The organism is Leisingera sp. ANG1, assembly GCF_000203975.2.
Classification (GTDB): Bacteria; Pseudomonadota; Alphaproteobacteria; order Rhodobacterales; family Rhodobacteraceae; genus Leisingera.
This window is the reverse complement of the sequence record NZ_AFCF02000006.1, coordinates 363,144-376,570: the sequence shown is the minus strand read 5'-3', so window position 1 is coordinate 376,570 and position 13,427 is coordinate 363,144. Positions and strand designations below refer to the sequence as shown.

At 63.9% G+C, this 13,427-nt stretch carries 17 protein-coding genes; 10 read left to right on the top strand and 7 right to left on the bottom strand.

Annotation, left to right across the window (positions count from 1 at the left end):
- Positions 1–8 precede the first annotated feature (8 nt).
- Complete coding sequence (locus GC1_RS11310) at positions 9–773, bottom strand: uracil-DNA glycosylase (protein WP_019297137.1); 765 nt, start codon at positions 771–773, stop codon at positions 9–11.
- Positions 774–927: 154 nt separating this feature from the next.
- Between GC1_RS11310 and GC1_RS11305 the strand changes: the two genes are divergently transcribed.
- From GC1_RS11305 to GC1_RS11280, 6 genes are read left to right on the top strand one after another with little or no spacing between them, the layout of a single operon-like run.
- The gene (locus GC1_RS11305) at positions 928–1,878 is read left to right on the top strand and encodes an aspartate carbamoyltransferase catalytic subunit (RefSeq protein WP_019297138.1); all 951 of its coding nucleotides are present in this window, start codon (positions 928–930) and stop codon (positions 1,876–1,878) included.
- 4 nt (positions 1,879–1,882) lie between these two features.
- Complete coding sequence (locus tag GC1_RS11300) at positions 1,883–2,416, top strand: hypothetical protein (protein ID WP_019297139.1); 534 nt, start codon at positions 1,883–1,885, stop codon at positions 2,414–2,416.
- Positions 2,416–2,799 carry a hypothetical protein gene (locus GC1_RS11295; RefSeq protein ID WP_029204904.1) on the top strand — a complete coding sequence of 128 codons (384 nt, stop codon included), beginning with the start codon at positions 2,416–2,418 and terminating at the stop codon, positions 2,797–2,799. Before GC1_RS11300 ends, GC1_RS11295 begins: the two co-directional genes overlap by 1 nt.
- Positions 2,796–4,106, top strand: coding sequence for a dihydroorotase (pyrC, locus tag GC1_RS11290; RefSeq protein WP_019297141.1), 1,311 nt, complete (start codon positions 2,796–2,798; stop codon positions 4,104–4,106). The genes GC1_RS11295 and pyrC overlap by 4 nt, the downstream gene beginning before the upstream one ends.
- The gene (plsY, locus tag GC1_RS11285; protein WP_019297142.1) at positions 4,106–4,711 is read left to right on the top strand and encodes a glycerol-3-phosphate 1-O-acyltransferase PlsY; all 606 of its coding nucleotides are present in this window, start codon (positions 4,106–4,108) and stop codon (positions 4,709–4,711) included. The genes pyrC and plsY overlap by 1 nt, the downstream gene beginning before the upstream one ends.
- Positions 4,708–4,980 (top strand): hypothetical protein, encoded by a 273-nt coding sequence (locus GC1_RS11280; RefSeq protein WP_019297143.1) that lies wholly within the window; start codon positions 4,708–4,710, stop codon positions 4,978–4,980. The genes plsY and GC1_RS11280 overlap by 4 nt, the downstream gene beginning before the upstream one ends.
- Here the strand turns inward: GC1_RS11280 and lfb1 are convergent.
- Positions 4,970–5,320: an LIC10280 family protein gene (gene lfb1 / locus GC1_RS11275; protein WP_019297144.1), complete on the bottom strand. Its 351-nt coding sequence runs from the start codon at positions 5,318–5,320 to the stop codon at positions 4,970–4,972. The two genes, GC1_RS11280 and lfb1, sit on opposite strands and share 11 nt — an antisense overlap.
- A 240-nt stretch (positions 5,321–5,560) precedes the next feature.
- Here lfb1 and GC1_RS11270 point away from each other — a divergent pair, with 240 nt between their 5' ends.
- Positions 5,561–6,037, top strand: a complete 477-nt coding sequence (locus GC1_RS11270) for a YHS domain-containing (seleno)protein (RefSeq protein ID WP_019297145.1) — start codon at positions 5,561–5,563, stop codon at positions 6,035–6,037.
- A gap of 72 nt (positions 6,038–6,109) precedes the next feature.
- On the opposite strand, the gene GC1_RS11265 is transcribed toward GC1_RS11270, so the two are convergent.
- The 4 genes from GC1_RS11265 to GC1_RS11250 all read right to left on the bottom strand — a co-directional run bounded on the left by GC1_RS11265 (position 6,110) and on the right by GC1_RS11250 (position 9,410).
- A complete protein-coding gene (locus tag GC1_RS11265; protein ID WP_019297146.1) occupies positions 6,110–6,364 on the bottom strand; it encodes a hypothetical protein in 255 nt (84 codons plus the stop codon).
- Positions 6,365–6,558: 194 nt separating this feature from the next.
- Positions 6,559–7,929 carry a glutamate--cysteine ligase gene (locus GC1_RS11260; RefSeq protein ID WP_019297147.1) on the bottom strand — a complete coding sequence of 457 codons (1,371 nt, stop codon included), beginning with the start codon at positions 7,927–7,929 and terminating at the stop codon, positions 6,559–6,561.
- 65 nt (positions 7,930–7,994) lie between these two features.
- Positions 7,995–8,522, bottom strand: a complete 528-nt coding sequence (locus GC1_RS11255) for a hypothetical protein (RefSeq protein WP_019297148.1) — start codon at positions 8,520–8,522, stop codon at positions 7,995–7,997.
- A gap of 162 nt (positions 8,523–8,684) precedes the next feature.
- A complete protein-coding gene (locus tag GC1_RS11250) occupies positions 8,685–9,410 on the bottom strand; it encodes a 16S rRNA (uracil(1498)-N(3))-methyltransferase (protein WP_019297149.1) in 726 nt (241 codons plus the stop codon).
- A 12-nt stretch (positions 9,411–9,422) separates the two neighbouring features.
- Between GC1_RS11250 and ubiA the strand changes: the two genes are divergently transcribed.
- Genes ubiA through GC1_RS11235 form a run of 3 tightly spaced genes read left to right on the top strand, consistent with a single transcriptional unit; the run spans position 9,423 to position 12,646 of the window.
- Entirely contained in the window at positions 9,423–10,385 is a 963-nt protein-coding gene (gene ubiA / locus GC1_RS11245) for a 4-hydroxybenzoate octaprenyltransferase (protein WP_019297150.1), read from the top strand.
- Between the two features lie 60 nt (positions 10,386–10,445).
- Positions 10,446–12,335, top strand: coding sequence for an OmpA family protein (locus GC1_RS11240; protein ID WP_019297151.1), 1,890 nt, complete (start codon positions 10,446–10,448; stop codon positions 12,333–12,335).
- Complete coding sequence (locus tag GC1_RS11235; RefSeq protein ID WP_019297152.1) at positions 12,332–12,646, top strand: hypothetical protein; 315 nt, start codon at positions 12,332–12,334, stop codon at positions 12,644–12,646. Before GC1_RS11240 ends, GC1_RS11235 begins: the two co-directional genes overlap by 4 nt.
- Before the next feature lie 333 nt (positions 12,647–12,979).
- Here the strand turns inward: GC1_RS11235 and GC1_RS11230 are convergent, their stop codons facing one another.
- Positions 12,980–13,426 (bottom strand): molybdenum cofactor biosynthesis protein MoaE, encoded by a 447-nt coding sequence (locus GC1_RS11230; protein ID WP_019297153.1) that lies wholly within the window; start codon positions 13,424–13,426, stop codon positions 12,980–12,982.
- Position 13,427: the final 1 nt, after the last annotated feature.

Sequence of the window (13,427 nt, the reverse complement as noted above, 5' to 3'; positions counted from 1 at the left end):
TTGCTACCTCAGGACAGGCTCCCCAAACGGGCCTTCAGTTCCAGCAAATCCGCCCAGGCCAGCCGTTTTTGCGTGGGTTGGCGCAACAGATAGGCGGGGTGGAACATCGGTATGACCGGCTTGCCCCAGGCCTGATCCCACTGCCCGCGCAGCCTGGTGATGCCGCGTTTGCCCAGCACCGCCTGGCAGCTGATATTGCCCATCAGGACCAGCACCTCCGGCTCAGCCAGCGCCACGTGCCGTTCCAGGAAAGGTGTCAGCATGGCAATCTCGGCGGGCAGCGGGTCGCGGTTCTGCGGCGGACGCCAGGGCAGCACATTGGTGATATAGGCATTCTCAGCGCGACTGAGGCCGATCGCCTCCAGCATCTTGTCCAGGAGCTGCCCTGCGCGGCCGACAAACGGCTTGCCCTGCAGGTCCTCATCGCGGCCCGGCGCCTCGCCGATGATCATCACCCGCGCGCCGGCCTGGCCGTCGGAGAACACCAGATTGCGGGCGCCGCGTTTCAGGTCGCAGTGGCTGAACCCGTCTATCGCGTCACGCAATGCAGGCAAGGAAGCAGCTCCCTTGGCGGCCTTCTGGGCCACCTCGACCGGATCAACCTCCTTGGGCTTGGGCGGCGGCGCGGGGGCAGCACCCGGTTTCGGCTTCGGCGCGGCCTGCTCCAGCGCATAGCGGTCGACAGGGGCGTCGCACAGCGCTTCGGTTGCGCCAAGCTCCGCCTGCCACTCCAACAGCGCCCGCGCGCTCCAGTAATCCAATGCCGATTCCATGCGCCCAAGCTACTCCGCCCGCCGGACAAGCGGAACACCTCCCTGTCATCTTGCTGCAAATACTCAAATTCTCTGGCCGCACTCCGCACGCAGCCGTTGCCCGTTCCGCCCCCCCCGCCTATAAGAACCGGCAAATCAAGCGGAGCTGCCCCATATGTCCTTCGAACACCGCCATTTGCTTGGCATCGAACCGCTGAAGCCGCATGAGATCACCGCGATCCTCGATCTGGCCGACGACTATGTGGCGCTGAACCGGCGCCCGGAGAAGCACTCCGACGTGCTGGCGGGGCTTACCCAGATCAACATGTTCTTCGAGAACTCAACCCGCACCCAGGCCTCGTTCGAGCTGGCGGGCAAGCGGCTGGGCGCCGATGTGATGAACATGGCGATGCAGGCGTCCTCGATCAAAAAGGGCGAGACCCTGATCGACACCGCCATGACACTGAATGCGATGCACCCGGACCTGCTGGTCGTCCGCCACCCGCATTCCGGTGCGGTGGACCTGCTGGCGCAGAAAGTGAACTGCGCGGTGCTGAACGCAGGCGACGGCAAGCATGAGCACCCGACCCAGGCGCTGCTGGATGCGCTGACCATCCGCCGCTCCAAGGGCCGGCTGCACCGGCTGAACATCGCGATCTGCGGCGACATCGCGCATTCCCGCGTGGCGCGGTCCAACCTGATCCTTTTGGGCAAAATGGAAAACCGCATCCGCCTGATCGGCCCGCCGACCCTGGTGCCCGGCCAGTTCGCAGAGTTCGGCGCCGAGATCTATGACGACATGCGCGAGGGGCTGAAGGACGTGGACGTCGTCATGATGCTGCGTCTTCAAAAAGAGCGCATGGACGGCGGCTTCATCCCCTCGGAGCGCGAGTATTACCACCGTTATGGCCTCGACGCCGAGAAATTGGCGCTGGCCAAGCCCGACGCCATCGTCATGCACCCCGGTCCAATGAACCGCGGCGTGGAGATTGACGGAACACTTGCCGATGACATCAACCGCTCGGTCATTCAGGAACAGGTGGAAATGGGCGTCGCGGTGCGGATGGCGGCAATGGACCTCCTGGCCCGCAACCTGCGCGCCGGGCGCCAGGCCAAGGCTGGCTGACGGGATGAGCGGTGTGATCCGAATCCCGGCGGGTGAGCGCGGCGTAATCCGGCTGTTTGTCCTGGACATGCGGCCCGAACAGGCGGCCTTCCTGAAGGAACCGGGCGCGCTGGCGCAGGTGCTGGGCATCAAAACTCTGGACATGGAGCAGGTGGAAATCTTCCCGGTGTCAGACCTGGAGGAAATTGGTCTGGCCGGTTACCTTATCGAAGGCTGCGGCGTGCCGCGCGCGCTGGTCGAGGAGGACCACGAAATGCTGCAGGCGGTGGACGGCCACGTTCTGCTTATCCGCTCCCGCGCCTTCGGCGGTGAAGAGACGCGTCTGACCCCGGCAGAACAGATCGTGCTTAAGGGCACCTATGGCGAGCGGCAGACCAATTGGAGCGCAGCCCCGGCCACGTCGGAAAGCGCCAAGCCCTATTCCGCGCCCAAGCTTTCCCCGCGAGAGGCCCGCAGCCAAGCCCGCCGCATAGGCGCCGCCCTGTTTGCCATTGTCATGGTCCTGATTGCCTTGGCTGTATGGGCCATGGTGTTCTGATGACGGCGATAGAATTCAAACCCGACCGCGGCGCCTACATCCGCGCGCACGCTTGGATGGCGGCAATTGGCATGGGCGGCGCTATGGCGGTCCTGTGGTTCTTGGACAGCGCCCACATCTGGACCGGCGCCGTGGGAGGGCTGGCGGCCATTGCCTTGCGCGGCTGGTACATGGCCAGCGAGGAACTGGCGGTGGTCTGGACACTGACACAAGAGACCCTCTCCGGCCCGGCAGGGCGTTCGGTGCCGGTCTCCCAAATCGAAGCTGTCAAAACCATGGGCAGCTATGTGCAGGTCGTCACCAAAGGCGGCGACAAGCACCTGATCAAATACCAGGCCGACCCGGCCGCGACCCAAAACGCAATCGAAAGAGCCAAGGCATGAGCACTCTCTTTATCAACGCCCGCCTGATCGATCCCGAGGCAGGCACCGACACGCCGGGCGCGGTTCTCGTGCGGGACGGGCGGATCGCAGCGGTTGAAAAGGATGCTGCCGATTCCGCCCGGATGCTGCGCGCGCATGGCCTCACGCCGGAAGATGTGACCGAGGTGAATTGCGGCGGCAAATGCCTGGCGCCGGGCATTGTCGACATTGGCGTCAAGGTCTGCGAGCCGGGCGAGCGTCATAAGGAAAGCTACAAATCCGCAGGACTGGCAGCGGCGGCGGGCGGTGTCACAACCATCGTCACCCGTCCCGATACCACACCCGCGATTGACAGCCCGGAGACGCTGGAGTTTGTCACCCGGCGCGCCCAGGCAGATGCGCCGGTTAACGTGTTGCCAATGGCGGCACTGACCAAGGGACGCGAAGGCCGCGAAATGACCGAGATCGGCTTTCTGATGGATGCCGGCGCGGTGGCGTTTTCCGATTGCGACCATGTGGTCAGCAACACCAAAGTGTTCCAGCGGGCCCTGACCTATGCGCGGTCTTGCGGCGCGCTGGTCATCGCCCACCCGCAAGAACCGGTTCTGAGCAAGGGCGCTGCCGCCACCAGCGGCAAGTTCGCAGCGCTCTACGGACTGCCGGCTGTTTCCCCGATGGCGGAACGGATGGGGCTGGACCGCGATATTGCGCTCTTGGAAATGACCGGTGCGAAATACCACGCCGACCAGATCACCACCGCGCGCGCCCTGCCCGCGCTGGAGCGCGCCAAGGCCAATGGGCTGGACATCACTGCAGGTACCTCGATCCATCACTTGACGCTCAATGAGCTGGACGTGGCAGGCTACCGCAGTTTCTTCAAGGTGAAGCCGCCGTTGCGTTCCGAGGATGACCGGCTGGCAGTGGTTGAGGCGGTGCGGACCGGGCTGATCGACATCATCTCCTCCATGCACACGCCGCAGGATGAGGAAAGCAAGCGCCTGCCGTTTGAGGAAGCTGCGGCCGGCGCGGTGGCGCTGGAAACGCTGCTGCCTGCAGCGCTGCGCCTCTACCATGCGGAGCTGCTGGACCTGCCAGCCCTGTTCCGTGCAATGTCGCTGAACCCAGCCCGGCGGCTGGGGCTGGACAGCGGCCGCCTGGCGGCAGGTGCGCCTGCCGATCTGGTGCTGTTTGATGCGGACGTTCCGTTTGTGCTGGATCGCTTCAAGCTGCGCTCGAAATCGCAGAACACACCCTATGACGGCCAGCGGATGCAGGGCCGGGTCGAAGCGACATATGTGGCAGGTGAGCCTGTCTACCGGAGAGACTGATGCCAGTACTGGAAAGTTCAGCGGCGGTTCTGATCCTGTGGGCGGTAATCGGATATGGCCTCGGCTCGGTGCCCTTCGGCATGCTTGTCACCAGGGTCTTTGGCCTTGGCAACCTGCGCGAGATCGGATCGGGCAACATCGGCACCACCAACGTGCTGCGCACCGGCAGCAAGGCCGCCGCGGCACTGACACTCCTCCTGGATGGCGGCAAGGGCGCGGCGGCGGTGCTGCTGGCCCGCTCCCTGGCTGGCGAGGATGCGGCGCAGGCGGCAGGTCTGATGGCTTTCCTCGGCCACTGCTTTCCGGTCTGGCTGGGCTTCAAGGGCGGCAAAGGTGTGGCCACCTTCCTGGGGCTGATGCTGGCGCTGGCCTGGCCGGTTGGCATCGCCTGCTGCCTGACCTGGCTCGCGGCAGCCGCCGTGACCCGGATATCCTCAATGGGGGCGCTGGTTTCAGCCGCTTCAGGCGCAGTCTGGGCCATACTGCTGGGATACCAGGTGGTTGCGCTGCTCGCACTGCTGCTGGCCGCGGTGGTCTTCATCCGGCACTCCGCCAATATTGCGCGCCTGCGGGCAGGCACTGAACCGCGTATCGGCCAGAAGTGACAGCAAAGGAGCTGCAGGCGTTTCTGGCAGCTTTTGACGCCCTTCCCCTTGGTGCCTTCACCGGGACCGCGGAAGGGCGCAGATACATGGTTTGCCGCGAAAACCTGGCAAACGGAAAATCACAGAAGCTGGTGGCACGGGAACTGGGCGGCACGGATTACATCAGCCTAAATCTCTACCGGCTCAGGTCCGGAGCACGGCTGAAACCCTGCGAGATGCCGGCGGAGAAAGTGATCCGCTTTGTCCTGTCCCTGCAGGCTAAGGAATGAGCCGTTCCAGCGCGCGGCCATTCGACCAGGTGCCGTGCAGCTCTCCGCTAGGCATCCGCACGTAGACCACCGGATAGGTATCGCCCCAATCGACCCAGACCACATCGCCGTTACGTGTGCCGGTCCCGGCATAAGCCTGGGCTCCGACTTGCCAGTTCATTTCGACCACGCCGCCATTGTCGTTGATCTGAACCGTACCGGAATAGGTGCTGCCATCGGGATTGCGGCCCTCGGCGCGGTAACTGCCGCTTATGCTCTGGGCTGCAGCCGCCCCTGCAAACACAGCAGCCGCAAGAAGGCTACCCAGCACTTCGCGGCGGGTGGGGAATGGGTGTGTCATCCTGTTCTCCCGTTTTACTGTGACCAGTCTGCCTGCATCTGTGCCGCCTGTCACCCGTTCTGCGCAAAAATGCACAAGCGGTATCCGGCTTGCGCACAGTCAAATTGAGTTGTTTTGAATGTGATCGCCCGGCTCTCCACATCGGTGCCGTGACCCGCAGCATACCGCGGCACACATGGTGAAACGCCGGCTGGGCAAGCATTTGGGAACGCCGCGGCCGGGATTTGAAAGGACGGGACCATGAACAAAGTAAAAGCACTGATCAGCGGTGTGGCTCTGTCGGTTGCAATGGCAACCTCGGCACTGGCGGCGGGCGTTGAGATCAACGCATCCTCCACCGGCCTGGCCATGCAGGGCTATGACCCGGTCGCATATTTCACGGACGGTGCCCCCACCAAGGGCAGCTACAAAATCACTTCCATTTACAATGACGCAACCTACCGCTTCGCCTCGGAAGAGCACAAAGCGGCGTTTGAAAAGAATCCCGAAGCCTATGTGCCGGCATACGGCGGCTACTGCGCCTTTGGCACCGCGATGGGCTTCAAGTTCGACGGTGATCCGAACCACTGGAAGATCGTCGACAACACCCTGTACCTGAACCTGTCGCAGGACATTCAGGAACGCTGGGAAGGCGACATCCCGGGCTTCATCGAGAAAGCCAGCGTTAACTGGACCGATATTGCTGATAAGACCCCGGAAGAACTTCAGGCGCAATAAGGCCTGAAGCTGCCACTCACGAAAAACAGCCGGCGGCAGGGCAACCTGCCGCCGGTTTTCTTTACAGCAGTGTCAGCTCCGCGCCTGACGGTCCACGGCCTCAGCGGTGCGTTTGGTGTTGTGGTAGATGCCAAGGAACAGGTACAGCATTCCGCCCAGCATGATCACGTAGAGCAGCCCGCCCAGCAGCACCAAAAGGGCGGGAAGGGTACCGCCCTTGAAGGGATCGGAGTAAATTGCAGCGGCACCACCGAGCACACCGACAACCATCAGAATGACAATCAGGCCAACAAGTTTCTCGAAGGCCGAGATGAAAAAATCGCGCATAGTTCAAACCTTTGTTTCAATGAACAGCGGCTGAATATCCGTGTGCAATTTTGCCGGCAAGCCGCAAAACAACTCTGGTCAGGCAATGCCCTGACCCCGCTGAAAGCCGCAGGCTGTGCCGGGGCCGCAGAATGGAAAAACCCAGCCCTTCCCTTGCGGAATAGCTGGGTGTGCAGGTGCAAGATTGCCGGCTGTCAGTAGGCAAACTCACCGTAGATCCGGCTGAGGTCACCTTCCCAGGCGCCGTTGTACCGCTCCAGCAGCTCGTCCGCGGGCACCTTGCCGGTTTCCAGGCTGTCTTTCAGCGCGTTCAGGAAATGGGTTTCATCCGGCACCAGCCCGCCTGCGCCGGGGCGGGCGCGGGCCTTGAGGCCGCTTTCGGAGATTGCTACCACTTCGCGGGCCAGCTCGTGCATGCTGATGCCATTCACCTTGGCCTGCAGCCCCTGCTCGGAGGCGGCAACGCGCAGCGCGTCGCGGGTTTCCGCGTCCCACCCCTTGACCAGGTCCCAGGCGGCATCAAGCGCGGTTTGATCATAGGTGAGGCCAACCCAAAAGGCCGGCAGCGCGCAAAGGCGGCGCCAGGGGCCGCCGTCGGCGCCGCGCATCTCGATGAATTTCTTAATGCGGGCCTCGGGGAAGATGGTGGTCAGGTGGTCCGCCCAGTCGCTGAGCGTCGGGGTTTCGCCTGGTAGCGCGGGCAGCTCGCCCTTCAGGAAGTCGCGGAAGGACATTCCCAGCGCATTGATGTACTCGCCGTTGCGGTAGACGAAATACATCGGCACATCGAGTGCATACTGCACCCAGGCTTCAAAACCGAAGCCTTCCTCGAACACAAACGGCAGCATGCCGGTGCGGTCGGCGTCCAGCGAGCGCCAGACGCGGGCGCGCCAGGACTTGTGGCCGTTGGGCTTGCCGTCCAGGAACGGGGAATTGGAAAACAGTGCCGTGGCCACCGGCTGCAGTGCCAGCGCCACCCGGAGTTTCTGCACCATGTCGGCCTCGGACGAGAAGTCGAGGTTCACCTGCACGGTGCAGGTGCGGCGCATCATGGTGGTGCCCATGGTGCCGACTTCCTGCATGTAGCCGTCCATCAGCTTGTAGCGGCCCTTGGGCATCAGCGGCATGTCTTCATGGCGCCACACAGGGGCGGCACCCAGACCGATAAAGCCGACGCCGATCTTGTCGGCGATGTCCTTGACGTCGCGCAGGTGGGCGTTCACCTCATCGCAAGTCTCATGGATGGTTTCCAGCGGCGCGCCCGAAAGCTCGAGCTGGCCGCCCGGCTCCAGGCTGATGTTGGCGCCGTCCTTGGTCAGGCCGATGAGGTTGTCGCCTTCGGTCAGCGGCGCCCAGCCATGGCCGTCGCGCAGGCCTTCCAGCACCGCCAGGATGGAGCGTTCACCGGCATAGGGCAGCGGCTTTAGCGTGTCCTTGCAGAAGCCGAACTTCTCATGCTCGGTGCCGATGCGCCAGTCTTCCTTGGGTTTGCAGCCGTCGGCAAGATACTGGGCAAGCTGCTCGTGGCGTTCGATCGGCCCGCCGCCGGACTGGGGAATGGACATGCCTGGCACTCCGTCCTGTTAGATCTGTCTTGAAGGGTCAGTCGTGGGCGGAATCGCCGCCAGTGTCAATGCAGGCGCTGATGTTCCGGGCGGCTGGCGGCGCGCTCCCAGATCACGACCTGGTGAGGGCCGCGGCGGCGCAGCTCCGCCAGCATCCGCTCCGTCTTGAGGCCGGGAAGGGCGGCAAAGACGTCAAACAGTGCCTCGTAGCCTTCGGCATTCACCGGGATTGCCAGCGGCGGCTGGCCGGGCTGCTCCAGCAGCCAGTGCGGCGGTTTGGACGTGTGATCCAGAGCCAGCCGCTCCAGTTCCGAGGCTGCTACAGCGCCGCCGTTGAGCGGCCCGAAATAGGCAATCTGCCCCTCATCCACTTGCACCACGCCAGGACCGCCGCTGCCGCGCCGGAACCGCATCCGCTGGACGCCGATGACGGCAGCGACAAGCCCGGTGGCAACCAGCGCCCAGCCGGTGATCGCGGTGAAGCCGGCCGCGGAATACGCCCATTTCAGTCCCAGCAGGAACATCAGCGCGGCGGCAAGGACTTCGCGCCATTGCCACAGGGTTTCGCGGGCTTCGGGGCGGATGAAACTCATGTGTTTCGCCTCATTCAAACGTCTGGCAGCCGGTACAGCCTGCCGTGCCCTCCTTACTTGTGGGGCCCGGGCCGCAGATGCAATGGCCGCGGACGCCGCGGCACACTCAAAGGTTAACCGAAAATGGTTTCCAGTCTGTGACCAGAGTCACGCAGCCTCCTTCTACCAATCCCCCAGCGCCTGCTGCCAAAGGGTCATTGCCGCCACCGCAGCGGTATCGGCGCGCAGGATGCGGGGGCCGAGGCTGACCACATGGGATTGCGGCAGCGTGTGCAGCCGCTTGCGCTCTGTCTCTGAAAATCCGCCTTCGGGGCCGATCAGAATGGCCCAAGAGGCGCCCTTCTGCGTCTCTGCGGCCAGTTGCAGCGCATTGCCGACCTCCGCCTCGTCGCAGAACATCAGCTGCCGCTCAATTGGCCATTGGTCCAGCAGGCGGGACAGCTTCTGCAGGTCCGCCACTTCCGGCACATAGGTGCCGCCGCATTGCTCCGCCGCCTCCACCGCATGGGCCTGCAGCCGGTCCTGGCGGATGCGCTCGGAATTGGTGAACTCCGTCTGTACCGGCAGGATGCGCGCAGCGCCCATCTCAGCGGCCTTTTCAACGATAAAGTCAGTGCGCGCTTTCTTGATCGGCGCAAACATCAGCCACAGGTCCGGCGGCAGCTGCAAGGGCTTGGACTGCTCCTGGCAAACCAACGTGCCGCCGCGCTTGCCTGCCTCCGCAACCTCGGCAAGCCACTCGCCGTCCTTGCCGTTAAACAACGCCACATGGGCGCCCGCCGTCAGACGCATCACTCCGAACAGGTAATGCGCTTGATCACGATCCAAGGGAAGTGATTGCCCTGCCCCCAAAGGGTGCTCTACATACAGTCTGATTTTCGCACTCATGGGGTCCTACATATGCAAGGCGAGACACCAGCACCAGAGGGTCAGGTCGCGGATGCGGTCAAGGGAAACTGGGTCGACACATATGCCCCGGAGTGGGCACGCCCCTACCTGCGCCTCAGCCGCGCTGACCGGCCGATCGGCACCTGGCTGCTGCTGATCCCTTGCTGGTGGGGGCTTGCCCTGGCGATCCTGGCGGATCAAAGCCCGCGCTGGAGCGACTTGTGGATTGCCATCGGCTGCGCGGGCGGCGCATGGCTGATGCGCGGGGCGGGCTGCACCTGGAATGACATCACCGACCGCAACTTCGACGGCCAGGTGGAGCGCACCCGGTCACGCCCGATCCCCTCCGGCCAGGTCACGGTCAAGGGCGCGCTGGCCTGGATGGGTCTGCAGTGCCTTTTGGGCCTGATGATCCTGCTGACCTTCAACCAAGCCGCCATAGCCATGGGCATCCTGTCGCTGCTGCCCGTGGCAGTCTACCCGTTTGCCAAACGGTTCACCTGGTGGCCGCAGGTGTTTCTGGGCCTCGCCTTCAACTGGGGGGCGATGCTGGCCTGGGTGGCGCATACCGGCAGCATGGGCTGGCCGCCGGTGCTGCTGTATCTCGCAGGCATCGCTTGGACGCTGTTCTACGACACCATTTATGCCCACCAGGACACAGAGGACGACGCGTTGATCGGAGTGAAATCCACCGCCCGGCTGTTCGGCACGGAAACTCCGATGTGGCTGCGCCGCTTTATCGTCGCCTTTGTCTGCCTGATGGCGATGGCGGTGATCGGTGCAATGCTGGAAAGCGCCTCTGTTCTGGCGCTGGTACTGGCGTTGGCCGCCCCATGGGCAATGGGCTGGCACATGACCTGGCAGCTGCGTGCCTTTGACGCGGAAAACAATGCACGGCTGCTGCAGCTGTTCCGCCTCAACCGCGATACCGGCCTGATCCCGCTGATCTTCTTTGCCCTGGCCATGTTCGTGTGATTGAACCGCGGCCCCGCGCAGGGTAAGAGCCACTAACTGACCAAGGGAAACTGCCGCCATATGCGCTTGTCCTCTCTGCTGATCCCAGGCTTGGCCTTCACTGCTGCCGCAGGGCTGAGCCTTGTTGCTGCCGGGTTTGCTGTCACCGCGGTGGAACGCAGCACCGAAACCGGGGTGCGCGAGACACTCGACACCGCAGGCCACACCTGGGCCGAGGTTACGGCCGACGGGCTGCAGGTACTGCTCGAAGGCACCGCCCCGGACGAAGCAACCCGGTTCTCTGTGATTTCGCTTGTCGGCGGCGTCGTCGACGCGGCGCGGATCATCGACGGCATGAAGGTCCCCCCGGCCAAAGGTCTGGCGCCACCCCGGTTTTCCGCTGAAATCCTGCGTAACGACAGCGGCATTTCGATCATCGGTCTGATCCCCGCAGGCTCCGGCCGTGCTGCGATGGTCAAACAGTTGAACGCTCTCGCCGGTGAAGGCAGTGTGGCCGACCTCTTGGAAACAGCCAAATATGCCAAGCCCGAGGGCTGGCAACAGGCTTTGGATTTCGCCGTCGAAGCACTGAAGCTGCTGCCCCGCGCCAAGATTTCGGTTGAAGCCGGCGAGGTCTCCATCACCGCAATATCCGGCAGTGAAGAGGCGAAGCATCAGCTGGAAGAGCAGCTTGGCCGTCTGGCCCCCCCGGGGCTGCGGCTGGCGATGGACATTGCGGCGCCGCGTCCGGTGATCACGCCCTTTACCCTGCGGTTCCTGCTGGACAAGGACGGCGCCCAGTTCGACGCCTGCTCTGCCGAGAGCGAGGAAAGCCGCAATCGCATCCTGGAAGCCGCCCGCAAGGCCGGGCTTGAAGGCGAAGCAGACTGCGTGATCGGCATGGGGGTGCCCTCCCCCAATTGGGCCCGCGCGTCGGAACTGAGCATCGCCAGCCTGGCCGAACTGGGCGGCGGGACCGTCACCATTGCCAACGCCGACATTACGCTGGTTGCCGCGGAAGGCACTGCCAGCGGCGCATTCGACCATGTGGTGGGTGAGCTGGAAAGCGCCCTGCCCCGGGTCTTTGCCCTGCACGCAGTTCTGCCGGTGCCAGAGGCCAGCGCCACTGCCGGCCCGCCCGAATTCACCGCAACCCTCAGCCCCGAGGGCCAGGTCCAGCTGCGCGGCCGGCTGAGCGATGCGGCCCTGCGCACGGTGGCCGACAGCTATGCCAAGGCACGTTTTGGCTCCGCCAATGTGCATACCGCCACCCGTGTCGTCGCCGACCTGCCCGCGGATTGGCCGGTTCGGGTGCTGGCCGGGCTGGAGGCGCTTTCCTATCTGCAGCGCGGCTCAGTGACAGTAACCCCGGAAAACCTGGAACTGCGCGGGATGAGCTACCGCAAGGATGCACTTGCCGAGATCTCCCGTTTCCTGTCCGCCAAACTGGGCGAGGCAGAGACTTATGGCCTCGACATCACCTATGAGGAACCACCTGCGCCTGCGGATCAGCCGATCCCGCCGGAGCTTTGCGAGGCACAGCTCGCTGGAGCCCAAGCCGAGTCGAAAATTGCCTTTGAACCCGGTTCCGCCACAATTGCCGCCGAAAGCGCTGCCACCATGGACCGGATTGCGGAGGTGCTGGGCAACTGCGGCCCGGTGCGGCTGGAGATTCAGGGCCATACCGACAGCCAGGGCCGCGAAGTGATGAACCAGAACCTGAGCCAGGCACGGGCGCAATCGGTTCTGAACGAGCTGCGCGCGCGCCGGGTGGTGACTTCGACTTTCGCGGCCAAGGGCTATGGCGAAAGTGAGCCGATTGCCGACAACGGCACCGAGGAAGGCCGCGAGGCCAACCGCCGCATCGAGTTCAAACTGGTCCGCCCGGCGGAGCAGACTGAAGTAAATGACGACGACAGCGGCGCGGCCGCCGAAAGCGCAGACGGCGCACAGGAGACACCAGAGGAATGAACAGGACAGAGTTCATCATTACCACCGCGATCATCCTGTTTGCGGCCTTCGCCATGGGCTGGTTCGCCAACTGGCTGGTGCACCGCTTCACCCGCGTGCGTCAGAGCGACGTGGCCGACCTGGACCGGATGAGCCAGGAGCTGCATGAGGCGGAGGAAACCCGCGATCAGGCGATCACCTATCTGCAGCAGCGCGAGGCGGAGCTGACCAATCAGCTGACCCAGACCGAAGCAGAGCTGCGGGCGGCAATGGAGGGCCTGCGCGAGGCCCGCCGCGAAACCGAAGAGCTGCGCAGCCAGATCCCGCACTGAGCAGCTTGAAGCAGCGGGATACTCCCGCGTCTGCAGACCGCGCTGGCTGCGCCATCACAATCTGAACAGACTTGGGCCAAGCGCCGCGCTGTCGCGCGGCGCGGGCGGCTCATACTCCGGCGGGTCAAGGAGGCTGCAGGCCCCGCAAAGCGGCTTGTCCTTGAGGCGCCAGCCTTCAACCACACTCGAACTTAGCCTGACTGGGCAGGCCTGCCTCTTCAGGCCTTCTCAGCAAAATGCAAACCGCCTCGCGAAGCGCGGCGCCCGGCCCAACAGGCGGAAATCATCTATGATGATTGGTCGCATGACGGGAGCACCCGCCTCCCCGGAGCCTTACCAGCGTTTGAGGGCATCTTCGTCAGTGTCTTTGGCCGCGACCCAGTCCGCACTTCCACCGCTGAGGATTTCCTTCTTCCAAAATGGCGCACGGGACTTCAGGTAATCCATCAGATACTCCGCCGCCTCGAAGGCATCCTTCCGATGCCGCGCCGCGGTGGCAACCATCATGATGCGTTCGCCCGGAGCCAGACGGCCATGGCGGTGGATCACCAGCGCATCAGCCAGCGACCAGCGGCTCATGGCCTCCTCGGCTATCGCAGTCAGCGCCTTCTCGGTCATGCCCGGGTAATGCTCGATCTCCATCGCCTGGAGACCGCCCTGATCGGCGTCCCGTACCACACCTGTGAAGGTCACCAACGCACCAGCATTGTTCACACCTGCTGCAAAGGCATCGCTTTCTGCACCTAGTTCAAACGGGGCTTCCTGCACGGAAATCCGCATC